Raw genomic sequence first — 24,472 nt, 5'->3', positions numbered from 1 at the left:
CGCCACTGGGGATTGTGCCCCAACGGTCAGCCCAGCATCGCAAGACCGGGGAAAGTTTCCAGCAGCCAATAGGAAAAGGCCGAGAATGCCCCGGTGATCAGCATCGTCCCCACGATCACCAGAAGCAGGCCCATCACACGCTCGATCACATGCAGCCAGGGCTTGATGCGGTTCATCAAGCCGATGGCGCGATTGATGAAGATCGCGGCCAGCAGGAACGGGATCCCCAGGCCAAGCGCATAAACCGCCAGAAGCGCGGTGCCGCGCGACAGTTCGCCCCCGGCCGCGGCCAGGGACAGGATCATGCCCAGTTGCGGGCCGATGCAGGGCGTCCAGCCAAAGGCAAAGGCCAGGCCCAGCAGATAGGCGCCGAACGCCCCGCCGCCCTGGGCGCCGGCGTCGATCCGGGCCTCGTGGTCCAGGAAAGGAATGCGGATCACCCGCAGGAAATGCAGGCCCATGACGATCACCACGCCGCCTGCGATCTTGGCCAGAAGGTCCTGATATTGCAGGAAGGCCCGGCCAAAGGCCGACGCCGCGAAGCCCATGATCAGGAACACCGTGGACAGGCCCATCACGAAGAACAGCGCGGGCAACACGGCGCTGCGTTCCTGCGCCCGAAGGCCGTTCACCCCCACCCCGGTCATATAGGCCAGATAGGGCGGCACGATAGGCAGCACGCAGGGCGACAGAAAGGACAGGATCCCGGCCAGCATCGCCACAAGGGCGGCGGGCAGGAAGGCGGCGGTGGCAAGTTCGATTCCCAGCATGGCCGGCACCTTACCCTTTCGGGCGGCGCAAGCCATGGGTCATTGCGTCACGCCTTGGCGAGAAGGGCGCGTGCCTTGTGCCCGCGCCCCCGTGTCGTCAGCGGTTGCCGGACCACCAGCCGCGCCGCTTGGGCCGATCCGCATCGGCCTCGGCCATTTCGGGCTCGGGCGCCGGGGCGGGTTCGGGGGCAAGTTCCGGCGCCGGATCCGGGGTGGGATCGGGGGCGGCGTCCGCAGGCTCCTCGGCCTGGTCCTGTTCCGACGCCTCGGTCACGATCCGGGCGATCACGGTTTCCTCGGCCTGCAAGCGGGCCATTTCCTCGGACGAGGGTGCCTCGGCCTCGGCCGCCTGCGGTTCGACGGCGATTTCGGACAGGGCGACGATTTCGCCGTCCTCGGTCGCCGCGTCGGTTGCGGGCACCTCTGCCGCGGGCGATGCGCCTGCAAGCGGATCCTGCGGTTCCGGCCGGGCGTTCAGGCCGGGCAGCGATTCGGCACGTTCATCCGGCTGATCGTGCAGATCGACGACCTCGGGCAGGCCCCCGGCTTCGGGCAGATCGCCGCCGCGGCGACGGCTGCGCGACCGGGACCGGCGACGGCGGCCGTTCTGTTCGGCCTCCTCCGCCTCGGGTTCCTCGGCGCTGTCGGTCGCGTCCCCGGAGATTTCCTCGGATTCGTCGCCGGCCTCGGCGCTCTCGCCCTCGGGACGTTCGCCCTTGCGGCGGCGACGCCGACGACGGCGGCGGGACCGGCCCTCCCCGTTCTCATCCTCGGCGGTCGCGGTCTCAGAGCCTTCGTCGGTCTCGGTTTCAACCTCAGCCTCGGCCTCGATCTCCTCGGGCAGGTCCTCGTCCTCGTCGTCGATCTGGGCCATGAGATCGGCATCCACCGACAGGACCGAGGGCGACACCTCGGGCACGTTGCGGGTCGCGGTCTTGAACTTCTCGATGGCGAAATCGGGCGAGATCAGCGCCGGATCGGCCTCGAGCCGGACCGACAGGCCATAGCGCGCCTCGATCCCGGCGATATGTTCGCGCTTCTGGTTGATCAGGAAGTTGACCACCGTCACCGGCGCGCGGACCAGAACCTCGCGCGACCGCTTGCGGGTGCCTTCTTCCTCGATGGCGCGCAGGATGGTCAGCGCCAGGCTGTCGTCGCTGCGGATCAGGCCCGTGCCGTGGCAATGCGCGCAGGGCTGCGTGGTCGATTCCAGCATCCCCGGACGCAGCCGCTGACGCGACATCTCCATCAGGCCGAAGCCCGAGATGCGGCCCACCTGGATCCGCGCACGGTCCGATTTCAGCTTGTCCTTCATCCGCTTCTCGACCGCGGCGTTGTTGCGCCGTTCCTCCATGTCGATGAAGTCGATGACGATCAGGCCGGCAAGGTCGCGCAGGCGCAACTGGCGCGCCACCTCGTCGGCGGCCTCCAGGTTGGTCTTCAGCGCGGTTTCCTCGATCGAGCCTTCCTTGGTCGCCCGGCCCGAGTTCACGTCGATGGCCACAAGCGCCTCGGTCACGCCGATGACGATATAGCCGCCGGATTTCAGCTGCACGACCGGATTGAACATCCCGGCCAGATAGCTTTCCACCTGATAGCGCGCGAACAGCGGCATCTGGTCGGTATATTGCTGCACGGCCCGGCCATGGGTCGGCATGATCATCTTCATGAAGTCCTTGGCCACGCGATAGCCGCGCTCGCCCTCGACCAGGACCTCGTCGATCTCGGAATTGTACAGGTCGCGGATGACCCGCTTGATCAGGTCGCCTTCCTCATAGATCGGGGCGGGGGCGATGGACTTGAAGGTCAGGTCGCGGATCTGTTCCCACAGCCGCAGCAGGTATTCGTAATCGCGCCGGATTTCCGTCCGGGTCCGCTGGCTGCCCGCCGTGCGGATGATCAGGCCGGCGCCCTTGGGCACGTCAAGTTCCGCCGCGATGTCCTTCAGCTTCTTGCGGTCGGCGACGTTGGTGATCTTGCGGCTGATGCCGCCGCCGCGCGCCGTATTGGGCATCAGGACGCAGTACCGGCCCGGCAGCGACAGATAGGTGGTCAGCGCGGCGCCCTTGTTGCCGCGTTCCTCCTTGACGACCTGGACCAGCATGATCTGCCGGACCTTAATCACTTCCTGGATCTTGTAGCGGCGGGGACGCGGCTTCTTCTGGACGCGGATTTCCTCGGCCACGTCTTCCTCGGCGACCGATTCGATCTCCTCGTCCTTGTCGGACGCATCGCTGGCGGCGGCTTCGCCGTCATGGTCGTGGTCGTGGCCGTTTCCGTCAGCCTCGGCGGTGTCCGTGTCCCGAACCTCGCCGGCCTCTTGGGCCCGATCCTCGTCGGCGCCGGTTTCGTCAGCCTCGGGGGCGTCGGCCGTGGCAACCTCGTCGCCGGCCTCGGCGCGTTCGGCCTGGGGCTTGCGGCGGCTGCTGCGGGCGGCCTCCTCGGCTTCCTGCGCCTCGGCATAGGCGCGTTCCTCGGCGATCAGCGCCGCACGGTCGGCCGCCGGGATCTGATAGTAATCCGGGTGGATTTCCGCGAAGGCCAGGAAACCGTGACGGTTTCCGCCGTAATCCACAAAGGCCGCCTGCAGCGAGGGTTCGACCCGTGTGACCTTGGCCAGGTAGATGTTGCCCGAAATCTGGCGCTTGTTTACGGTCTCGAAATCAAATTCTTCGACCTTGGTTCCGTCCACCACGACCACCCGAGTTTCCTCGGCATGGGTGGCGTCGATCAGCATTTTCTTTGCCATGTTCAAATCTTTCGCGCGCGCCTGTGCCGGGCGGTGCCAGGGGCACCCCCGCCGAAAGGCCGCGTTGTGATGGGGACACGGGCGCGGCTGGGGCAACGGCGATGCGGCGGGAAAGGCCTGATGCCCCCCCGTTCCGATCCTGTCCGTCCCTTGCGCGCGTCATCGCGTCTGTTCCTTACGGTTGACGCGAAGGCCGCCAGGCCCGCCGCGCCGCTGTCTGGTATCGCCCGGTCGCATGGTCATGCGCCGCGGGCGGGCTTTCCGCGTGACACATGCCGCCTTCCGTGAATCGGTGCCAGAGGTGTCGCGCTGCGAAACTGGAAGCGTGCCACAACCCTCAATTGAAGATCGCGAAACGCATAGCCGCAACATAGAGGGGGCCGGGTGGAAAATTCAATGGTGAAAACGGCATGGCCCGGAATGGGCGGCATCCAGCCTGCGCAAACGCGTTGCGCGCACCGTGCGTCACGCAGCCTTAACGCTTCTTTCACGCCGCTGTTGCACCCTTGGCCCATGCCTTGGGCAGGAACAGGAGGCACCGTCATGCCGGTGGTCAAGGTCGATGCGGATGGCGGGCTGCCGGACGGTCTGGCCGACACGGTCCGCCTTCTGCCTGCCCATGCGCCGGTGATCGTGATGATCCACGGATACCGCTATTCGCCGGCCGCGCCGCATTGCGATCCCCATCGCCTGATCCTGTCGCTGGAACCCGACCGCGCGGACAGGCGGGTGCTGTCCTGGCCGCGTGCCCTGGGCTTTGGCACGGATGCCCCGGACGAGGGGCTGGCCCTGGCCTTCGGATGGGAAGCGCGGGGGATGCTGGGCCGGGCTTACGGCCGGGCAGGTGATGCGGGACGCGCGGTGGCGGCCCTTGTGTCCGATCTGGCTGGCCTGGCAGGGCGGCCGGTCGCGCTGATCGGCCATTCCCTGGGCGCGCGGGTCGGCTTGCAGGCGCTGCGCCACGCGGATCCGGGCAGCATCGGCCGGATCGTGCTGTTGGCGGGGGCGGAGTTCCGCGACACGGCCGCCGCCGCCCTGGACAGCCCCGCGGGCCGGCGGGCCGAGGTGCTGAACATCACGTCGCGCGAAAACGACCTGTTCGATTTCGCGATGGAACTGTGGCTGGACCGGGGCCGCAGGCAGGCCCTGGGCTTCGGGCTGGATCGCCCGGCCGACAACTGGCTGGACGTGCAGATCGACGACGACCCGACCCTTGCGGCCCTGGACCGGCTGGGCTTTCCGACCGAACGCCCGCTTCTGCGCCTGTCGCACTGGACACCCTATCTGCGCCGGGGGCTGTTCGATTTCTATCGCACCGCAATGGCCCAGCCCTGGGCCTTGCCGCTATCCATGCTGCGTGCCCGCCTGCCGGGCCGGATCGAACCCCGGTGGTCGCGCCTGCTGGCCCCGCCCGCCCAGTTCGGCGGCGTCAGGGCCTGACCTATTTGGTGGCGTCGTCGGTCGGCACCTCGATGGAATGGGCGCGGAACAACCCCGCATTCGCCATCAGGAAGACGAAGATCACCACGGGCATCCCGAAGGTCTTGAAATAAACCCAGGTCGTCTCGGACATGCCGCGCCAGACGATCTCGTTGGCGATGGCCAGGCCCAGGAACAACAGCGCCATGCGCCCGGTCAGCTTGCGCCAGCCCTGGGCGTCCATGGGCAGCGCCTCGGACAGGATCGCGCCCAGCCAGTTGCGCCGGGTGATCAGACTGAAGCCCAGCAGGCCCGCGAACAGCAGATAGATGATCGTCGGCTTGATCTTGAAGAAGCGCGGGTCGTTCAGCCAGACCGACAGGCCGCCAAAGACCACGACCAGCACCAGCGTGGCGATCTGCATCGGCGCCAGCTTGCCGGTCAGCCGCCAGCGGATCACCGTGGCAAGCGCCAGCGCGGGAATGAAGACCAGCGTGGCGAAGACCAGGGCCGTGTATTCCTGTCCCCACAGCGCGACCTGATCCCCCCGGTTCAGCATGAAGACCGCGAAGAACAGCAGCAGCGGCCCCCATTCCAGCACCTGCAAGACCCAGGCTTTCGGTTCCTTCATCGCATCCGTCCCTTGTGCTGTTCCGCAGGGGTTGTCCCGCATTGCGGGCCGCCGGGCAAGCCCCGGCCGATGGCCGGCGGTCAATCCAGCCGGATCGCCGCCAGGATCGGGCCGGGCAACCCGTCGCCGCCGTGTTCCTGCTGGACCAGCAGGGCATGGCGGGTATCGGTGGGAAAGCTGTCGCTTGCCGATCCGTCGGGGCTGACCGTCATGCGCAGGGGCGCGGCCCCGTCCCATTCGGCCAGCAGTTCCAGCGACAGGACGACATTGGTATAGGTGACGACCTTGCCGCGATTTTCCCCCGCCGTCATGTGCACCTGGCGTTCCGGGGCATAGCGGATCATCACGATCTCCACCTCGCCGCCCAGATCGGACAGGGGCATCACCTCGATCGCCTCGCCCCTGGGGGTGGTTTCCCGCTGGACGCTGACCATGGCGGGGGCGACGCGGCTGGCGTCGATCAGCCCCATCAGTTGCGCGGGACCGACGGCCACTGCGGTATCCTGGCCGTCCACGATGATCTGCGGCGTATAGACCGCCCGTTCCCCCGCAGCATGGGCATAGGCTTCCTGCCGCGCCGTGAATTCGGGCCGGGCGAAGCTGTCGGCCCAGCCGAGATAATCCCAGTAATCGACATGAAAGGACAGCGGCAGGACATCCGGTTCGTCCGACAGGCCCGCCAGCATGGCGTCGGCGGGCGGACAGGACGAACATCCCTGCGAGGTGAACAGCTCGACCACCACCGGCAGGTCGCCGGGGTTGAAGCGGTCCATCGGCAGGGGCGCCGTCTCTCCGGCGGCGAAGCTGTTGAAGCCGCCCATCTCGGACGGCACATAGGCGGTCGAGGGGGGCGGCGCCCAGCGGCCCGGATCGCTGGGGGCGGCGATGATCGGCGCATCGCCCCCCTGCCCTTCCGGCACCGCGCGATCCGGGCTGCCGGGTGCGGCCGTGTCCGCCTGGCGAAGGCCAACCGGACCATCCGCGCCCTGCGCCCAGGCGGCACCCCCGCCAAGCCCCAGGGCCATGGCGCACCACCCCGCGACGGCAAGGGATCTGATCTGTCTGGCTGCCGGTCCGGTCAGCATTCCTGAAGTCCGATGATTGACAAGTGTCCCCTTGCATAGACCCGCGCCTTACCGGGGAACAAATCAACGCTTTGTTAGGCACCGCGTGAAAGATCCCCGGTGGCCCTTGAGCAACAGCGCCAATCATGGTATGCGATTGCATACAATTCCCCGCGAGACACCTTGCGCAGCCCCGCCCCATGGGGCAAAGCAAGGCCACGCACGCCGGACCCATCCATTTCGCAGACAGGGAGGCCCCCATGCCCATCCAGATCGGAACCGACACCGCCAAGACGCGCCGCAAGCTTTCGGCGGGCGGCAAGGATTACGCCTATTACTCCATCGCCGCCGCCACCGAGGCAGGGCTTGGCGATTTCTCGAAACTGCCCGCCGCGCTGAAGGTCGTGCTGGAAAACCTGCTGCGCTTCGAGGATGGCGGCTTTTCCGTGTCCGTGGACGACATCAAGGCCTTCGGCGAATGGGCCACGCTGGGCGGCAAGAACCCGCGCGAGATCAACTATCGCCCCGCCCGCGTGCTGATGCAGGACTTCACCGGCGTCCCGGCGGTCGTTGACCTTGCCGCGATGCGCGACGGCATCATCGGCCTGGGCGGCGACGCACAGAAGATCAACCCGCTGAACCCGGTCGATCTGGTCATCGACCATTCGGTGATGATCGACGAATTCGGCAATCCGCGCGCCTTCCAGCGCAACGTGGACCTGGAATACGAACGCAACATCGAGCGTTACCAGTTCCTGAAATGGGGCCAGAACGCGTTCCAGAACTTCCGCGTGGTGCCGCCCGGAACCGGCATCTGCCACCAGGTGAACCTGGAATATCTGGCTCAGACCGTCTGGACCGACACCGACCAGAACGGCGATCTGGTGGCCTATCCCGACACGCTGGTGGGCACCGACAGCCACACGACCATGGTCAACGGCCTGGCCGTCCTGGGATGGGGCGTCGGCGGGATCGAGGCCGAGGCCGCGATGCTGGGCCAGCCCGTGTCCATGCTGATCCCGGAAGTCGTGGGCTTCAAGCTGACCGGCAAGATGATGGAAGGGACTACCGCGACCGACCTGGTGCTGAAGGTCGTGGCGATGCTGCGCAAGCATGGCGTCGTGGGCAAGTTCGTCGAATTCTATGGCGAGGGCCTGGACAACCTGCCCCTGGCCGACCGCGCGACCATCGCCAACATGGCCCCCGAATACGGCGCCACCTGCGGCTTCTTCCCCATCGACGAGGAAACGCTGCGCTATCTGCGCAACACCGGCCGCGACGAGGATCGCATCGCCCTGGTCGAAGCCTATGCCAAGGAAAACGGCTTCTGGCGCGGCGCGGATTATGCGCCGATCTATTCCTCGACGCTGGAACTGGACATGGGCAGCATCGTGCCCGCGATTTCCGGCCCCAAGCGGCCGCAGGATTACCTGCCGCTGACCGATTCCGCGCAAACCTTCCGCAAGGTGGTCGCCGATTACCGCGGCGGCGCGCAGGAGGATGGCGAGGTGATGGTCAGGGACGTGCTGCGCACCGCCCCTGTCGAAGGCACCGACTATAGCATCCGCGACGGTTCGGTCGTCATCGCGGCGATCACCAGCTGCACCAACACCTCGAACCCCTATGTCATGATCGGGGCCGGACTGGTCGCCCGCAAGGCGCGCCAGTTGGGCCTGAACCGCAAGCCCTGGGTCAAGACCTCGCTGGCGCCCGGTTCGCAGGTCGTGGGCGAATACCTGGAAGCCGCCGGGTTGCAAGAGGATCTGGACGCCCTGGGCTTCAACCTGGTGGGTTACGGCTGCACCACCTGCATCGGCAACTCGGGTCCGCTGGGCGATCCGGCGATCACCAAGGCGATCCACGACAACGACCTGGTGGCGACCGCCGTGCTGTCCGGGAACCGCAACTTCGAAGGCCGCATCAGCCCCGACGTGCGCGCGAACTTCCTGGCCTCGCCGCCGCTGGTGGTGGCCTATGCCATCGCGGGCGACCTGAACATCGACCTGACCAAGGAACCGATCGGCCAGACCCCGGAAGGCCGCGACGTCTATCTGAAGGACATCTGGCCCACCAACCAGGAAATCGCCGATCTGGTCCACGCCACCGTCACGCGCGAGGCGTTCCAGTCGAAATACGCCGACGTGTTCAAGGGCGACGAACGCTGGCAGGCGGTCGAGGTCACGGACAGCGAGACCTATGACTGGCCGCCGACCTCGACCTATATCCAGAACCCACCCTATTTCCGCGGCATGGCCAAGGAAGCGGGCGTCATCAGCGACATCGACGGCGCGCGGGTCTTGGCGATCCTGGGCGACATGATCACCACCGACCACATCAGCCCCGCCGGCTCGTTCAAGCCCACCACGCCTGCTGGCCAGTACCTGATCGAACGGCAGGTCGCGCCGCGTGATTTCAACAGCTACGGCTCTCGCCGGGGCAACCATGAAATCATGATGCGCGGCACCTTCGCCAATATCCGCATCAAGAACGAGATGCTGGACGGGGTCGAGGGCGGCTTTACCAAGGGGCCGGACGGGCAGCAGACGACGATCTTCGACGCCTCGATGGCCTATCAGGATGCCGGCACGCCGCTGGTGATCTTCGGCGGGGTCGAATACGGCGCCGGGTCCAGCCGCGACTGGGCGGCCAAGGGCACCAACCTGCTGGGCGTCAAGGCGGTCATCGCGGAATCCTTCGAGCGTATCCACCGGTCGAACCTGGTCGGCATGGGTGTCGTGCCGCTGGAATTCCTGCCGGGCGAGAACCGCAAGACCCTGGGCCTGAAGGGCGACGAGACCGTGTCGATCCACGGCCTTGCGGGCGACTTCAAGCCGCTGTCGCTGGTCCCCTGCACCATCCGCTATGCCGACGGCACCGTGAAGGAAATTCAGCTCAAGGCCCGCGTCGATACCGAGGTCGAGATCGAATACCTCAAGAACGGCGGCGTGCTGCATTACGTGCTGCGCAACCTGGCCAAGGGCTGATCGGCATCCCGCAACGGTGCGTGCAAGCACGCACCCTACCCCTCGCCCTGCCGCCTTGCGGCAGGGGTTTTCCGTTGACGCGCGTCCCCTTCCCCGCCATATCCGCCTAGCGCGGAGGGCTGGATGACCGCGGCGGTGCGCCGTCGAGGAAAGTCCGGACTCCATGAGGCGACGGTGCCGGGTAACGCCCGGCGGGGGCAACCCCAGGGAAAGCGCCACAGAGAACGAGACCGCCCATGTCCGCATGGGTAAGGGTGAAACGGTGGGGTAAGAGCCCACCGGGGGCCTGGCAACAGGCCCCGCATGGCAAGCCCCACCGGGAGCAATGCCGAATAGGGACCGCGCGCGGGGGCAACCCCGCAGGGCCGCCTTGCCCCAGCAGGTCCGGGTAGGCAGCTTGATCCGGCGGGCAACCGCCGGGCCAGAGGAATGGTCATCCAGCCGCCCATGGCGGTGGACAGAATCCGGCTTACAGGCCCTCCGCGCAATCTGGCCTTTCGCCGCGATTTCCCCGGCGATTCGGGTTGACTTCGGCCTTTCCATCAGTAAAAGGCGGGCTTCAAACGAATTCCACGGGGTCTGCGCCGCGCGATTGCCCCGAAGCAGGAGCGATACAATGGCGAAGCCGACCACCATCAAGATCCGGCTGAACTCGACCGCCGGCACGGGCCACTTCTATGTGACCAAGAAGAATGCCCGCACCATGACCGAAAAGATGACCGTCCGCAAATACGACCCGGTCGTCCGTCAGCACGTCGAATACAAGGAAGGCAAGATCAAGTAAGATCCTGTCCGACCAAAGGTCAAAGGGGCGTCCGCAGGGGCGCCCCTTTCCTTTTGGCGCCCGCTGTGGCGCCGACGGTCCGCGCCCCGCAGCGGCAGGCACCTGTCAGGGCAGCACGAATTCCACCCCCGGCAGCACGGCGATCTCGCCCACGTCGGCGCGATAGTTCGCGGTCACATGGTCCACGACCTCTTGCGTCCAGCCGGGCAGATCGACCACCTGGTCCAGGGCGGCGGCCGGCGCATGGCTCTCGATCATCTCGGACGAGATGGCGCGGCGCTGCGCGACGGTCAGCCGGTCCTGCGCGGCCAGCTTCTCTTTCAGGCGGGCCATGCCTGCATCGCCCAGGATCTCCTCCAGATACATCGACCCGCCCTGCAGGGGTGCGTCGGGGGGGATTGCACCGACAAGGCGGGCGATCTCGGGCCAGATCAGGGGCACGTCCTCGTGGCACCAGATCACCACCCGGCGGCCGGGGACCGCGCGCAGCAGCGCCTGGATCGGGTCGCGCCAGCGCAGGTCCGTGGGCTGGCGGCCCTGCATCAGGACGTGATAGCCGCCGCCGGTAAAGATCGGCAGCACCTCGGAAATCAGCGCGGCGGGATTGCGGATCGCCAGGAAGAACTCGACCTCGTGGTCGGGGAACAGGTTCGCCAAGGCCGAGGCCCGGGCGCCCATCTGCGGGTAAAGCCCCGTCTGCCCCACCACCCGGCCCGGCGCCCCCATGAAGGTGGGCGTGGAAAAGATCGCCCGGCCGGGCGATTCGCTGTGCAGCACCGCGTCCAGCATGATCTGCTGCATCTCGGCGGTGGCCCGCCCGCCCTTCAGCGACATCAGCGCCTCTTCGAACAGGCCGCGATGGCGGTTGGGGGTGATGACGTCGGTGCCGTGCTGCATCAGCCAGTCGCGGTTGTTCAGCAGCGTCTTCAGCAGCCGGTCGCCATCCGTGCAATGCACCCCCAGATGAAACACCATCTGCATATCGGCCTGATCCTTCTTCTTCCGCCCGTGCCGGCGCTGCGGCACAGTAGCGATGCCCGATGCGCAGTCAAACCGCTTTCGCGGCTTGCGAAACACGCGGGCAAAGGCTATCGCAGGAACTGCACAGCGGGCCGGTTTAGCTCAGCGGTAGAGCAGCGGTTTTGTAAACCGAAGGTCGGGGGTTCAATCCCCTCAACCGGCACCATTCCCCCTGTTGGACATCGCCCGCCGCGCCGCCTATAACGCGCGCGACATTCAGACGCTGCGAAGGTGCATCATGATCAAGGTCTTCGGCCACACCGCCCCCGACACGGATTCGACCGGTTCCCCCATCATCTGGGCCTGGTATCTGAACGAGGTCCGCAAGACCCCCGCCAAGGCGGTCCTGCAAGGCGAGCCGAACACCGAAGCCCTGTGGATGCTGAACCGCTGGAACCTGGACAAGCCCGAAATCATCGCCGATGTCGCGGCAGGCGACCAATGCGTGATCGTGGACACCAACAACCCCGCCGAACTGCCCGCCGGCCTGGACGGGGCCGACGTGATCGAGATCATCGACCACCACCTGCTGGCCGGCGGCATCAAGACCCGCACCCCGATCAACATCACCATCCGTCCGCTGGCCTGCACCGCCACCATCATGCACGACCTGATCGGCGCCGACATGGCCCGCGCGCCCGAGGCCATCAAGGGCGCGATGCTGACCTGCATCCTGTCGGACACGCTGGAATTCCGCAGCCCGACCACCACCGCCCATGACCGCGCCGTGGCCGAGAAGCTGGCCGCCGATCTGGGCATCGACATCACCGACTATGCGACCGAGATGTTCGCGGCCAAGTCCGACATCAGCGCCTTTTCCGACGAGGCGCTTCTGCGCACCGACAGCAAGGAATACGAACTGGGCGGCAAGCAGCTGCGCATCACGGTTCTGGAAACCACCGCGCCCCAGGTCCTGCTGGCCCGCAAGGACGCGCTGATCGCCGCCATGCCCCGCGTCGCGGCCGAGGACGGCGCGGACCAGGTGCTGTGCTTCATCGTCGATATCCTGCGCGAGGAAGCCACCCTGCTGATCCCCAACGACTTCGTGCGTGGGCTGGCCGAACGCAGCTTCGGCGTGTCTGTCACGGGCGACACCGTGGTCCTGCCCGGCGTGATGAGCCGCAAGAAGCAGATCATCCCGGTCCTGGCGCTGTAATGACCCGGATCATCCAGTCCCTGTCGCAGATCGGCGCCGATTACGACGTGCTGTTCTGCGACCTGTGGGGCTGCCTGCATAATGGCAAGCAGCCCTATCCCGCCGCCGTGGCGGCCTTGCAGGCGTTCCGCCAGCGGGGCGGCCGGGTCGTGCTGATGACCAATGCGCCGCGTCCCAACCAGTTCGTGATTGCCCAGCTTGACCGGATGGGCGTGCCGCGCGACGCCTGGGACATCGTGGTCAGTTCGGGCGATGCCGCGCAGGAAGCGATGTTCGAAGGCCGCGTCGGCCGCAAGGTCTGGCATATCGGGACCGAAAAGGACGACGGCTTCTTCGACGACATTCCGGCAGAATTCGCCGATGCCCCCACCATCGCGCGCGTGTCGCTGGAGGAAGCCGAGGGGATCGTCGCCACCGGCCCCTTCGAGGAGCTGACGGAAACGCCCCAGGACTATCACGACCGCCTGATGCAGGCGCGCGACCGCGGCTTGCCGCTGCTGTGCGCCAACCCGGATGTCGTCGTGGACATGGGCGAGACGCGCATCTATTGCGCAGGTGCCCTGGCGGAATATTACGAGGGGCTGGGGGGCACGTCGCTTTACTTCGGCAAGCCGCATCCGCCGATCTATGACCGGGCGCGGCGGCTGCTGGACCTGGGGCCGGACGCACGCATCCTGGCCATCGGCGACGGCATCTTCACCGATGTGAAAGGCGCCTTGGACCAGGGCATCGACGCGCTGTTCGTGACCGGCGGGCTTGCGGCGGACGCGCTTGGGCCGGACGTGGAAAATCCCGACAATGCCCTGCTGCTGGGCTGGTTAGAGGACCATGCCATGGCCCCGCAATACAGCATCGGCCGGCTGCGCTGACGCCTATTCCTGCCGCCCGGCGCGGCAGGAAAACAGATGCACCGCCGATGGGATCCGCACATCATCGCCTTGGCCGAAGGCGCTGAATTCGCCTTCGATCCGGGCGGCGATCTGTTCCCGATCCTGGGCCGTGGCATTGCAGATCCGCAGCAGGCGCGCGGCTGGTCCGACATGGGTGGCAAGGCGTGCCGCCCCGGATGATCCGCCGGGCGGCGTCAGGTCGATCTGCAGCGTTTCGACCCGCTCTTCGACAAGCCCCGCCTGCGCCATCAGATCCAGCACATGATCCGCATCCGCGAAGGCCAGCGGGCCGGGTCCGTTCGTCGGCGGCTCGGGCGGGGCGTTCAGCCAGTCCCGCGCGGCCTTTTCGGGAATGGTGAACCAGGGATTGTCCGCCAGTCGCGCCCAGGACAGGAAGACCATGCGGCCGCCGTCGCGAAGCGCCTGGGACAGATTGCGAAAGGCCGCCACACTGTCGTCGAAAAAGCTCATCCCGAAGCGCGAGATCATGACATCGCGGCTGTCGGGGGCAAGGCGTTCGACCTGGGCGTCGCACAGGTGGAAGGCGACGTTCGCCACCCCTGCGGCCTGCGCGCGCTGTCGCGCCCGGTCCAGCATCGGCGCGGCGATGTCCAGCCCCAGCACCGTGCCCCTGGTCACCCGCCGGGCGGCGGCCAGCGTGCTGGCCCCCGTGCCGCAACCGACATCCAGCATGTCCTCGGACCCGTTCAGATCCACGGCATCCAGCAGGGGGCGAAGCAGTCCTTCCATCGTGGCATCCAGGGCCTGTTCATGGTCCACCCAGGCCCGCCCGGCGGGCGAGGTCCAAAAATCGGCCTGCGGCTGGTTCGCGATCTGCCCCATCCTCCACCTTCCCTTCGCACAGCAACAATATTATACTTTGGTCATAAATCGTATAAGTTTATTGCTTTCCTACGGCTTCGCTGCTATGCAGCATCGTCAACCGGATCGGTCATCACAGGGAACATGCCATGCTGGACAACCTTCCCCGCGGCACCATCGTCATCGAGGATCTGGAGGTCGGGATGACCCGTTACCTGCAAAAGCAGGTGACCGACCGCGACATCGACCTGTTCGCCGAGGTCTCGACGGATCGCAATCCGGTTCATCTGGACGACAATTATGCCCGTGACACCATCTTCGAAGGACGCATCGCGCATGGGATGCTGACCGCCGGGCTGATCTCGGCCGTGATCGGGGAACAGTTGCCGGGGCATGGCACGGTCTATCTGGGCCAGACGCTGAAGTTCATGGCCCCCGTCCGCCCCGGCGACACCGTCCGGGCCGAGGTGACGGTGGACACGATCGACCACGCGAAACGGCGGGTCACGCTTGCAACCCGCTGCCTGGTGGGTGATACGGTCGTCCTGAAAGGCGAGGCGGTCGTTCTGGCGCCAAGCCGCAAGTTCGACTGACGGGGTGTCCGCGCCCCAGTGGGGGCACCCTTTGCAAATCCACCGCGACTGGACAGGACTTCCGGCAGGCGCCCGCGGCGCATCCGTCGCCATGGGGAATTTCGACGGCGTTCATCTGGGCCACCGCGCCGTGATCGAAGCCGCGCGCCAAGCTGGCGCGCCCCTGGGCATCGTCACCTTCGAACCCCATCCCCGCCAGTTCTTTGCCCCCGACGCGCCGCCCTTTCGGCTGATGAATTCGGAATCCCGCGCCAACCGCTTGGCGCGGCTGGGGGTGGAACAGCTTTACGAACTGCCCTTCGGCGCGGTCCTGGCGGGCCTCTCGCCCGAGGCTTTCGCCCGTGACGTGCTGGTGGGCGGACTGGGCGTGACCCATGTGACCGTGGGCGCGGATTTCGTCTTCGGCAAGGACCGCGCGGGCAATGTCGCGACCTTGCAGGATCTGGGCCGCCAGCTTGGCTTCGGCGTCACCGTCGTGCCGCTGGTGGGGGCGGGCGGGCAGGACTACAGTTCCACCGCGATCCGCTGCGCCCTGACGGAAGGACGCCCCCGTGACGCGGAACGGATGCTGGGCCACCTGCACCGGATCGAGGGCGAGGTGGTCCACGGCAACAAGCGCGGGCGCGAATTCGGCTGGCCCACCGCCAACATGCAGATGGACGACCTGCACCTGCCGCGCCTTGGCGTCTATGCGGTCGTGGTCGAGGTGCTGACCGGGCCGGACAAGCTGTCCTGCCAGGGCGTCGCCAGCCTGGGCGTGCGCCCGATGTTCGGACGCAACGCGCCCAACCTGGAAGTGCACCTGTTCGACTTCGACGGCGACCTGTATGGGCAGCATCTTTCGGTCGGACTGGTTGAATTCCTGCGCGACGAGGCCAAATTCGACAGTGTGCAGACATTGATCGATCAGATTGCCGCCGATGCCAGCCAGGCCCGCGCGGTGCTGGCGGGCGCCTGATGCGCGACCGCTTCTGGGAACTGCCCTTGCCGCAGTTGCAGCCCGACGAATGGGAGGCGCTGTGCGACGGCTGCGGCAAGTGCTGCCTGAACAAGATCGAATACGAAGACACGAACGAACTGGCCTTCACCCGTGTCGCCTGCAAGCTGCTGGACGGCGCCAAGTGCCAGTGCAGCAGCTATGCCAACCGCCACGATTATGTCCCCGATTGCGTCGTCCTGACCCCCCGCAAGCTGGCCGAGATCGCCTGGTGGCTGCCCGCCACCTGCGCCTATCGCCTGCGCCACGAGGGGCGGCCGCTGTATAAGTGGCACCACCTGATCTCGGGCGACCGCGAAAGCGTGCATCGCGCCGGCGCCAGCGTCCGCGGCTGGACCGTCAGCGAAGCCGCGGTCACCGAGGAGGACTGGGAAGACTATATCATCGAGGATCTTTCCTGAAGCCCTTGGGCCGGGTGTAAGATCGGCCGTCATGACCCGTCCAGGACCACCAGTTGGCGGTCGGGCAGCGGACGTTGCAGGGCCTGTGCATGGGGCCATTCCGCCGTCATCCACATCTCGATCTCGTCCGGGGTGGTCAGGATCACCGGCATGGCCTTGGGATGGACCCTGCCCACGACCCCGTTCGGCTCGCAGGTCAGAAAGGCGAAAAGCTGGTGCTCGCCGGGGCGCGGCGTCTTCATCGACCCCCGCGTGCCTGTCCAGGGCGTCCAGATGCCCGCGAAGAAGAACAGGGGCCGGGTTTCATCAAGCCCGAACCAGTAAAGCGGCTTGCGCTTCGTCGCCGGATCGGGCTTGGCCCCATATTCCGAAAAGGCGGTGGCGGGCACAAGGCAGCGGTTGGGGACACCCAGCCAGCGGCGCCAATGGGGGCTGGCGGTGTTGCGGATATTGGTGACGCCGGTGTCGGGCGCATCCCTCGTCTTCAGGAATTGCGGCGGCGTGGGCATTCCCCAGGTCAGCCGGGCCAGTTCGCGCCCGGCGACGGTGTTGCGCACCACCGGGGCGGGTCGGTCGGGATAGATGTCCAGGCTCGGCTCAAGATTGCCAAGGCTGTCCTCCATGACCCTTGCCACGTCCCGGATCGCCTGCTGGTTGGTGGTCAGGTTGTAAAGATTGCACATGGTCCGCTTTCCCGATGCACAGGTGATACCCTGCCCCGCGTTCCCCGGCAAACCCTGCGGACCGCCGGCTTGTTCCTTGCCCCTGCTGCACGGGCACCATTCCCGGTCGGCGCGATGGTCGGCAGATCCCCTGCGATCCCTTCCAAGACCGCTATCGTTCGTGCGACACCTGCCCACAAGACGGAAGGAAGAACCCATGACCGCAACACCCCCCTTCATCACCCATGATGCCGCCGTGGGCCGGCTGGACTGGCCGGGCGCGGTCGCGGCGCTGAAGGCGGGCCATGCCCTGCCACGCGCCGAAATCCGCGACACCTTCCTTGGTCCGTCGGACGGCACGATGATGACCCGGTCGGCCTTCATCGCCGGGCTTGGCTATGGCGCCAAGCCCTTCACCGTCTTCGACGCCAACCCGTCGCGCGGCCTGCCCACCGTGCAGGGCGCGATGCTGGTCTTCGACAAGGACGACGGCCATCTGCGCGCGATCGTCGAAAACAGGCTGGTGACGACCTTCAAGACGGCGGCGGATTCGGTTCTGGGCGCCAGCCTGCTGGCGCGGCCGGACAGCCGCCACCTGCTGATCGTCGGCGCGGGCACGGTCGCGGCCAGTCTGGTCCAGGCCTATACGGCCGTGCTGCCGGGGATCGAGACGGTGACGGTCTGGGCACGGCGCCCCGAACAGGCCCAGGCGCTTGTCGCTGGCCTGGCCGGCATCGGTGCCGACCTTCGCGCGACGGCCGATCTGCAGGCGGCGGTGGGACAGGCAGACATCGTCTCGACGGCCACTATGGCCCGGCAGCCGGTTATTGGGGGCGACTGGGTGCGGCCCGGCACCCATGTCGATCTGATCGGCGCCTACAAGGCCGACATGCGAGAGGCTGACGATGCCCTGCTGGCCCGCGCCCGCCTGTTCGTGGACAGCCGCGAGACCACCGCCCATATCGGGGAACTGCTGATCCCCCTCGGCTCGGGCGCGATCACCGAAGACAGCATCAGGGGCGATCTCTACGACTTGGTTCAACCCGGCGTCCAAGGGCGCGCGTCGAACGACGATATCACCGTCTTCAAGAACGGCGGGGGCGCGCATCTGGACCTGATGATCGCGTCCTGGATCATCGACCGCCTGGGATGACCAGGGGAACGGACGCAGCCGCCGCCTGCGACGCAGGTGGGGGTTGCGGCCGCTGTCCCTTGACAGTCGCGCCCATGTCGCGCGGCATGATCCCCACCGACCCGAGGATGACGATGACCCTGCCCCGCATTTCCGCCATCATCAGCGACCTGGACGGCGTCGCCTATCGCGGCGAGACCCCCATCGCCGAGGCTGTCCGCGCCTTCCGATACTGGCACGAACAGGGCCTGCCCTATGCCTTCGTGACCAACAACTCGACCCGGTCGGCCGGGGAATTCGCGGCCAAGCTGAATGGCATGGGCATTCCCGCGATGCGGGAGCGGATCGTCACCACCTCGGCCGCCGTGGCGGAACGGCTTCGCGAAACGATGCCGGCCGGCGCGCGGGTCATGGTGATCGGCGCGCGGTCACTGGTTGCGGCGGTCGAGGCGCGCGGATTTCAGATCGCCGATACCGATGTCGCCGCCGTGGTGGTGGGCCTCGACCGCGAATTCACCTTCGACAAGCTGCAGAAGGCGCAGACGGCCCTTCTGGGCGGGGCGCGGTTCTTCGGCACCAATCCCGACCGGATGCTGCCCCATGGCGACGGATTCGAGCCGGGCGCGGGGTCGATCCTGGCCGCGATCGAGACCGCCTCGGGCGTGATGCCCCTGGTCATCGGCAAGCCGCAGCCCGACCTGATCCGCATGGCGCTGCACATCCTGGGCAGCGATCCCGCCACCACCTTCATGCTGGGCGACCAGATCGAGACCGACATCATCGCGGGCCAGGCAGCCGGGCTGAAGACGATCCTGGTGCGGACCGGCGTGCCGCCAAGACAGGTGCCCGGCGTCCACCCCGACATCGACATCGCGTCGCTGTCAGATCTTGCCTTTCAAATGGCGCATGAAGGCCAATCGGCACTGCGGCCGTGATCCCCTGCGGGGCAAGGGAAACGCTGTCATCGAAAGGGATGATTTGGTGGAGCCAAGGGGAGTCGAACCCCTGACCTCTTGAATGCCATTCAAGCGCTCTACCAACTGAGCTATGGCCCCACCGGAGGTCTGCCTTGTCTTTCGACGTGGCGTGGGGGGTCTATAGGGGGGCACGCAGCGGGGTGCAAGCGGAAAATGTGGGGCTTGCGGCAAGTTTGTGAAAGCGTTTCCGCAAAACCCGGACGGGCCGTTCCACCTGCGGTCACAGGCCTGTCGAAAAGAGGAAAATGGTGGGCGGTGAGGGACTCGAACCCCCGGCATCTTCGGTGTAAACGAAGCGCTCTACCAACTGAGCTAACCGCCCGCCGCGCTGCCTTCTACAGGCGGCCGCCGGGGATGGCAAGCGGCGGCAGCGGGCCGGGATTCGGACCACAGGACCATCGGGCAGGCCCGCTGTTCTAGCCGACGATCCCCGAACCGGCGAACAGGGCGGGAAGATCGACCGTATCGCGATTGTTCAGCGCATCCGCGTGATCGCGCAGGAACGTGTCGGCGGCCGTCTGCCCGGCCAGCTTCATCCGCGCCAACAAACCCGGCGCGGGCATCAGCTTGGACCTGGCATTCAGGTCGGTCATCAGCGTGTCGTCCAGGATCATGTGGATCAGCGGGTTCTTCATCGCCCGATTCTGCAACCGATCCTCGGCAAACAGGCGCTTGACGAAGTTGATGGCCCGCAGATCCGCCATCAGGGATGCGTTGAAGCTGACCTCGTTCACGCGGTCGGCGATCAGGGCCGGGGTGCGGGGGACGCCGTCGCGGATCAGCGGGTTGATGTTCACGATCACGATGTCGCGGGGCAGCCTGTGGTCATACAGGGGAAACATCGCCGGATTTCCGGTATATCCGCCGTCCCAGAAGGCTTCCAGTTCGCCGGTCTCGGGATCGGGGATCTCGACGGCCTGGAACAGGTTCGGCAGGCAGGCCGATGCCATCACCGCATCGGGGGTGGCCGCCGCGTTGGTGAAGACCCGGATCCTGCCCGTCCGCACATTGGTGGCGGCGACGAACAGCTGCGGGCCGCGCGTGTTGCTGAAATCGGGAAAGGGCAGGTCGCGCAGCACCCCGGCCAGCGGATTCACATAAAAGGGACCATAGTCATAGGGGCTGAACAGCCGTGTCAGGTTGTCCAGCCAGGCGGCGGGCGAAAACAGTTCGGTCAGGCGGTCCAGGCCTTGCGGGGCCGGAAACAGCGAATGAAGCCACCGCACCATGCGGTTGTCGCTGCGCTGACCCACCTGCGCCCAAAGGAAGTCCAGGTTTTCCCGCGCCGCGCGCCGCCCTGCCCGGCCATTGCCCCGTGCCAGCCCGCCCTTCAGCGCGGCCCCGTTCAGCGCCCCTGCGGATGTGCCGCTGATGGCGGAAATGGTCAGCCAGTCCTCGTCCAGAAGCCGGTCCAGAACGCCCCAGGAAAAGGCGCCATGCGCACCGCCGCCCTGCAAGGCCAGGTTGATCTGCTTTTCATCCATCGCGCTCCCCCGATTTGAGGCGCAGCATAGCGGGAATGCGCGTCAAATCCATCGGGCTGCGGGCGTTGCATCTGCAACGGGGATCAGTCCTCGGCGTTGGCCTCGGCCCGGCTTTTGCCGGCAACGTCAAGGGCCAGGGTCGCGGCCATGAAGGCGTCCAGGTCGCCGTCCAGGACACCCTGGGTGTCGCTGGTCTCCTCGCCCGTGCGCAGATCCTTGACCATCTGATAGGGGTGCAGGACATAGGACCGGATCTGGTTGCCCCAGCCCGCATCGCCCTTGGCGGCGTGCTGGGCGTTGATCTCGGCGTTGCGGCGGTCCAGTTCCATCTGGTACAGGCGCGATTTCAGCGCGGCCATGGCGTTGGCGCGGTTCTGGTGCTGCGATTTTTCCGAGGACGTGACCACGATCCCGGTCGGCAGGTGGGTGATCCGCACGGCCGAGTCGGTGGTGTTGACGTGCTGCCCGCCCGCGCCCGAGGACCGATAGGTGTCGATGCGGATGTCGCGGTCGGGAATGTCGATCTCGATATTGTCGTCCACGACCGGATAGACCCAGACGGAACTGAAGGACGTGTGCCGCCGCGCCGCGCTGTCATAGGGGCTGATGCGGACCAGCCGATGCACGCCCGATTCCGATTTCAGCCAGCCATAGGCATTGTGCCCGCTGACCTTGTAGGCGGCGCTGCGGATGCCGGCCTCGTCCCCCGCCGTTTCCGACAGCAACTCGACCTCGTAGCCCTTCTTTTCGGCCCAGCGGACATACATGCGCGCCAGCATCGACGCCCAGTCGCAGCTTTCGGTGCCGCCCGCGCCCGCGTTGATTTCCAGAAAGGTGTCGTTCGCGTCCGCCTCGCCGTTCAGCAGGGCTTCCAGTTCCTTTTGCGCGGCCAGTTCGGCCAGCGACTTCAGGTTCGCCTCGGCCTCGGCCACAAGATCCGCGTCGCCCTCCTCCTCGGCCAGTTCGACCATCTCGGCATTGGCGGACAGGTCGCCGTCGATGCGGCGATAGGTTTCAAGCGCGTCCAGCAAGGCCTGGCGTTCGCGCATCAGCTTCTGCGCGCGGGCGGGGTCGGACCACAGGTCGCCCGCCTCGATCATCGCGTTCATCTCCTCCAGCCGGTGCGGCGCGGTCTGCCAATCCATCCGCTGGCCCAGCAGGGTCAGCGACTTGCGGATGGCTTCGATGGTGGACTGCGTCTCGGCGCGCATGGGCGGATCCTCGAGGGGTGGCGTCAGGTCAGGGGTGATAACGCGGGCGGAACCCTGGGGCAAGGGTCGGACCGCCCCTTGCCACGCACGGTCCCGCAGCCGCCGTTCAGTAAAGCCCGCCCGAGGACATGGTCCCGAAATCGGTGCGGCTGGGGATGACCTTGCGTTCCCCGGTCGATGTGGTGACGGCCTTCCCCGACCCGGACCCCGCGCCCGCCTGCCAGGGCAGGACCACGTTCCCGTCGCCGAAGCCCGACACGATCAGCGGCGAACCCCAGTCGGGATCGGTGCCGTTGCGGAAATATTCGGCCACGACATTCGGCCCGCTGGCGCTGTCCGACAGCCGCTGCCCGGTGGTGCGGTCGATCTTGACCCAGTAACCCCCGGGCGGGACCGCGAATTCGGTGCCGCCGTATTCCGCCACCGCCTTGCGCATGAAGGCGTTGAACACCGGCACGCACAGCGTCCCGCCATAGGCGTTCGATCCCAGGCTGCGCGGCTGGTCATAGCCCAGGTAACAGCCCGCCACGATGTTGGACGAATAGCCGATGAACCACACGTCCTTGGCGTCGTTGGTGGTGCCCGTCTTGCCCGCGATCGGCACCGGCAGATCGACCCCGCTGGCCGATCCGCGCTTGACCGCGCCTTCCAGCATCGAGGTCAGCTGATAGGCCGTCACCGCGTCCATCACCCGTTCGCGGTTGGTGTCGATCACCGGCCCCTGCCCCGCCGGCAGCGCCTGCTGGCCGCAGGTCTCGCAGACCCGCTGGTCGTGGCGATAGATGGTGCGCCCGCGCCGGTCCTGCACCCGGTCCACCAGCGTGGGTTCGACCCGTTCGCCGCCATTGGCGAACATCGCATAGGCCGCGACCATCTTGAACAGCGTGGTTTCCTGCGCGCCCAGTGCGTTCGCCAGGAATGGCTTGAGATCGTCATAGACGCCGAAGCGTTCGGCATAGTCGGCCACCCGATCCATCCCGATATCCTGGGCGATGCGGATGGTCATCAGGTTGCGCGACATCTCGATGCCCGTCCGCAGGGGCGTCGGGCCATAGGTCTTGCCGGTCGAGTTCTTCGGCTCCCACAACCCGAAGGGGGTGTTCAGCGTGATCGGCTCGTCCACGACGATGGTCGCGGGGGTATAGTTGTTGTCCAGCGCGGCGGCATAGACGAAGGGCTTGAAGCTGGACCCCGGCTGGCGCCGCGCCTGCGTGGCGCGGTTGAACACCGATGACTGATAGCTGAACCCGCCCTGCATCGCCATGACGCGGCCGGTGTTCACGTCCATCGCCATGAAGCCGCCCTGGATCTCGGGCACTTGGCGCAGGGTCCAGCGGATGAAGCTGCCGTCGCTGTCGCGCGTCATGGCGCGGACCAGCACCACATCGCCGACGGCGACCAGATCGCCCGCCACCTGCGCGCGCGGGCCAAGCCTGCGGTCGGGACCGCGCTTGCGCGCCCAACGGACATCCTCGGCCGGGATCCAATGGCCGTCGGCGTCTTCCTCGATCCCCTCGATGCCGATGCGGGCGTCGCTGTCGCCCAGTTCCAGCACCACGGCGGGATGCCAGCCGGGAATGTCGCGCGGCACCTGCACCTGCCACAGCGCGCCGCGCCATGCGGCCTCGTCGGTCAGTTGCTCGGCCGGGATCGTCTCGCCCGTGCCGCGCCAGACGCCGGTGCCGCGGTCGTAATCCTCCAGCGCCTGGCGCAGCGCATCGGCGGCGGCGGCCTGCAGGTCGGGGGCGACGGTGGCGCGGATGGTCAGGCCGCCACCGAAGAATTCCTCGTTGCCGAACTGCGCGGACAACTGGCGGCGGATTTCATCGGTGAAATAATCGCGGGGCGGCAATTGCTGGCGGAACGCCGGAAAGTCGCCGTTCTGCACCGATTTCAGCGGCAGCTTCGCCTCGGCCTGATAGGTGGCCTCGTCGATATAGCCGTTCTGCCACATTTCCCGCAGCACATAGTTGCGCCGTTCGGTCACGCGGTCCTTGGCGCGCACGGGGTGATAGGTGCTGGGCGCCTGCGGCATGGCGGCCAGCATCGCGGCCTCGTGCGGGGCCAGTTCTGCCAGGGCCTTGTTGAAATAGGTCTGCGCGGCCGCGGCCACGCCGAAGCTGTTCTGGCCCAGGAAGATCTCGTTCAGATACAGTTCCAGGATCTGGTCCTTGGACAGCGTGCGTTCCAGCCGCGACGCCAGGATCAGTTCCTTGACCTTGCGTTCGACGCTGCGACTGCCATCCAGCAGGAAGTTCTTCATCACCTGCTGGGTGATGGTGGACGCGCCGCGCACCGACGATCCGCGCGACGCCACCGCCTGATAGGCCGCACCGACGATGCCGCGCACGTCATAGCCGGGGTGGTTGTAGAAGTTCTTGTCCTCGGCGCTGATGAAGGCGTGCTTGACCAGGTCGGGGATTTCCTCGACCGGGACGAACAGGCGGCGTTCCTCGGCGAATTCGTCGATCAGCATCCCCTCGCCCGAATAGATGCGGCTGATCGTCTTGGGCGTGTACTGGGCCAGGGTCTCGTGGCTGGGCAGGTCGCGCGAATAGATCCAGAAGATCGCGCCCACCGTCAGCGCGATGAAAAAGCTCGCGGTGACGAACCACGAGAAGATGGCACCGAAAAAGGACAGGATGCTGCGCAGCAAGTGAGGGCCTTTCCGTGGACTTGGCCCGTCTATAGCGGCGCGGCCCCGTCCGGTCAAAACAACACTGGGC

Annotated in this window: 20 protein-coding genes, 3 tRNA genes and 1 other RNA gene; 12 read left to right on the top strand and 12 right to left on the bottom strand. The window is 66.7% G+C overall.

The annotated features are described in order from the left end of the window. Nucleotides 1-26 precede the first annotated feature (26 nt). Together CK944_RS02430 and CK944_RS02425 are read right to left on the bottom strand one after the other, a co-directional pair. A complete protein-coding gene (locus CK944_RS02430; protein WP_103171441.1) occupies nt 27-770 on the bottom strand; it encodes a cytochrome c biogenesis CcdA family protein in 744 nt (247 codons plus the stop codon). A 97-nt stretch (nt 771-867) separates the two neighbouring features. Beyond that, a complete protein-coding gene (locus CK944_RS02425; RefSeq protein ID WP_103171440.1) occupies nt 868-3,519 on the bottom strand; it encodes a ribonuclease E/G in 2,652 nt (883 codons plus the stop codon). A 543-nt stretch (nt 3,520-4,062) separates the two neighbouring features. Between CK944_RS02425 and CK944_RS02420 the strand changes: the two genes are divergently transcribed. Beyond that, nucleotides 4,063-4,959: an alpha/beta hydrolase gene (locus CK944_RS02420; protein ID WP_103171439.1), complete on the top strand. Its 897-nt coding sequence runs from the start codon at nt 4,063-4,065 to the stop codon at nt 4,957-4,959. A gap of 1 nt (nt 4,960) precedes the next feature. Here the strand turns inward: CK944_RS02420 and CK944_RS02415 are convergent, their stop codons facing one another. Both CK944_RS02415 and CK944_RS02410 read right to left on the bottom strand, forming a co-directional pair. Further along, a complete protein-coding gene (locus CK944_RS02415) occupies nt 4,961-5,569 on the bottom strand; it encodes an inner membrane-spanning protein YciB (protein ID WP_103171438.1) in 609 nt (202 codons plus the stop codon). Nucleotides 5,570-5,649: 80 nt separating this feature from the next. Next, entirely contained in the window at nt 5,650-6,654 is a 1,005-nt protein-coding gene (locus CK944_RS02410) for a thioredoxin family protein (RefSeq protein ID WP_103171437.1), read from the bottom strand. 239 nt (nt 6,655-6,893) lie between these two features. Between CK944_RS02410 and acnA the strand changes: the two genes are divergently transcribed. The 3 genes from acnA to rpmG all read left to right on the top strand — a co-directional run bounded on the left by acnA (nt 6,894) and on the right by rpmG (nt 10,401). Then, complete coding sequence (acnA, locus tag CK944_RS02405) at nt 6,894-9,617, top strand: aconitate hydratase AcnA (protein ID WP_103171436.1); 2,724 nt, start codon at nt 6,894-6,896, stop codon at nt 9,615-9,617. A gap of 111 nt (nt 9,618-9,728) precedes the next feature. After that, nucleotides 9,729-10,105: RNase P RNA component class A (rnpB, locus tag CK944_RS02400), an RNA gene on the top strand. 128 nt (nt 10,106-10,233) lie between these two features. Continuing rightward, nucleotides 10,234-10,401 (top strand): 50S ribosomal protein L33, encoded by a 168-nt coding sequence (rpmG, locus tag CK944_RS02395; protein WP_022707377.1) that lies wholly within the window; start codon nt 10,234-10,236, stop codon nt 10,399-10,401. A 105-nt stretch (nt 10,402-10,506) separates the two neighbouring features. On the opposite strand, the gene CK944_RS02390 is transcribed toward rpmG, so the two are convergent. Beyond that, nucleotides 10,507-11,382, bottom strand: a complete 876-nt coding sequence (locus CK944_RS02390; protein WP_103171435.1) for a hypothetical protein — start codon at nt 11,380-11,382, stop codon at nt 10,507-10,509. A 130-nt stretch (nt 11,383-11,512) separates the two neighbouring features. Between CK944_RS02390 and CK944_RS02385 the strand changes: the two genes are divergently transcribed. The 3 genes from CK944_RS02385 to CK944_RS02375 all read left to right on the top strand — a co-directional run bounded on the left by CK944_RS02385 (nt 11,513) and on the right by CK944_RS02375 (nt 13,446). Further along, nucleotides 11,513-11,587: transfer RNA gene (locus tag CK944_RS02385), tRNA-Thr, on the top strand. Nucleotides 11,588-11,659: 72 nt separating this feature from the next. Next, nucleotides 11,660-12,577 (top strand): manganese-dependent inorganic pyrophosphatase, encoded by a 918-nt coding sequence (locus CK944_RS02380; protein WP_103171689.1) that lies wholly within the window; start codon nt 11,660-11,662, stop codon nt 12,575-12,577. Beyond that, nucleotides 12,577-13,446 (top strand): TIGR01459 family HAD-type hydrolase, encoded by an 870-nt coding sequence (locus CK944_RS02375; RefSeq protein ID WP_103171434.1) that lies wholly within the window; start codon nt 12,577-12,579, stop codon nt 13,444-13,446. The genes CK944_RS02380 and CK944_RS02375 overlap by 1 nt, the downstream gene beginning before the upstream one ends. A 3-nt stretch (nt 13,447-13,449) precedes the next feature. Here CK944_RS02375 and CK944_RS02370 read toward each other — a convergent pair whose 3' ends face one another. Next, nucleotides 13,450-14,310, bottom strand: a complete 861-nt coding sequence (locus tag CK944_RS02370) for a class I SAM-dependent methyltransferase (RefSeq protein ID WP_103171433.1) — start codon at nt 14,308-14,310, stop codon at nt 13,450-13,452. A gap of 128 nt (nt 14,311-14,438) precedes the next feature. Between CK944_RS02370 and CK944_RS02365 the strand changes: the two genes are divergently transcribed. The 3 genes from CK944_RS02365 to CK944_RS02355 are packed head-to-tail and all read left to right on the top strand — an operon-like array spanning nt 14,439 to nt 16,280. Next, nucleotides 14,439-14,882 (top strand): MaoC family dehydratase, encoded by a 444-nt coding sequence (locus tag CK944_RS02365; protein WP_103171432.1) that lies wholly within the window; start codon nt 14,439-14,441, stop codon nt 14,880-14,882. Nucleotides 14,883-14,913: 31 nt separating this feature from the next. Continuing rightward, a complete protein-coding gene (locus CK944_RS02360; RefSeq protein WP_103171431.1) occupies nt 14,914-15,840 on the top strand; it encodes a bifunctional riboflavin kinase/FAD synthetase in 927 nt (308 codons plus the stop codon). Then, nucleotides 15,840-16,280 (top strand): YcgN family cysteine cluster protein, encoded by a 441-nt coding sequence (locus CK944_RS02355; protein ID WP_103171430.1) that lies wholly within the window; start codon nt 15,840-15,842, stop codon nt 16,278-16,280. The genes CK944_RS02360 and CK944_RS02355 overlap by 1 nt, the downstream gene beginning before the upstream one ends. 29 nt (nt 16,281-16,309) lie before the next feature. Here CK944_RS02355 and CK944_RS02350 read toward each other — a convergent pair whose 3' ends face one another. Next, entirely contained in the window at nt 16,310-16,963 is a 654-nt protein-coding gene (locus CK944_RS02350; protein WP_103171429.1) for an SOS response-associated peptidase, read from the bottom strand. A gap of 196 nt (nt 16,964-17,159) precedes the next feature. On the opposite strand from CK944_RS02350, the gene CK944_RS02345 reads away from it, so the two are divergent. Then, nucleotides 17,160-18,095, top strand: coding sequence for an ornithine cyclodeaminase family protein (locus CK944_RS02345; RefSeq protein ID WP_103171428.1), 936 nt, complete (start codon nt 17,160-17,162; stop codon nt 18,093-18,095). Continuing rightward, nucleotides 18,092-19,009 carry an HAD-IIA family hydrolase gene (locus CK944_RS02340; protein WP_103171427.1) on the top strand — a complete coding sequence of 306 codons (918 nt, stop codon included), beginning with the start codon at nt 18,092-18,094 and terminating at the stop codon, nt 19,007-19,009. Before CK944_RS02345 ends, CK944_RS02340 begins: the two co-directional genes overlap by 4 nt. A gap of 44 nt (nt 19,010-19,053) precedes the next feature. Here the strand turns inward: CK944_RS02340 and CK944_RS02335 are convergent. The 5 genes from CK944_RS02335 to CK944_RS02315 all read right to left on the bottom strand — a co-directional run bounded on the left by CK944_RS02335 (nt 19,054) and on the right by CK944_RS02315 (nt 24,402). Next, nucleotides 19,054-19,129, bottom strand: a tRNA-Ala gene (locus tag CK944_RS02335). 168 nt (nt 19,130-19,297) lie between these two features. Continuing rightward, a tRNA-Val gene (locus CK944_RS02330) sits at nt 19,298-19,373 on the bottom strand. A 94-nt stretch (nt 19,374-19,467) separates the two neighbouring features. Further along, on the bottom strand, nt 19,468-20,535 hold the full coding sequence (locus CK944_RS02325) for a patatin-like phospholipase family protein (protein ID WP_103171426.1): 1,068 nt from the start codon (nt 20,533-20,535) through the stop codon (nt 19,468-19,470). Nucleotides 20,536-20,618: 83 nt separating this feature from the next. After that, on the bottom strand, nt 20,619-21,746 hold the full coding sequence (gene prfB / locus CK944_RS02320; RefSeq protein ID WP_103171425.1) for a peptide chain release factor 2: 1,128 nt from the start codon (nt 21,744-21,746) through the stop codon (nt 20,619-20,621). Between the two features lie 106 nt (nt 21,747-21,852). Beyond that, on the bottom strand, nt 21,853-24,402 hold the full coding sequence (locus CK944_RS02315) for a penicillin-binding protein 1A (RefSeq protein ID WP_103171424.1): 2,550 nt from the start codon (nt 24,400-24,402) through the stop codon (nt 21,853-21,855). Nucleotides 24,403-24,472 lie beyond the last annotated feature (70 nt).

The sequence above is a fragment of the Paracoccus sp. SY genome, assembly GCF_002901215.1.
GTDB classification, from domain to species: Bacteria; Pseudomonadota; Alphaproteobacteria; order Rhodobacterales; family Rhodobacteraceae; genus Paracoccus; species Paracoccus acridae.
The sequence above is the reverse complement of the archived record's forward strand: the minus strand, read 5'-3'. Positions and strand labels throughout refer to the sequence as shown.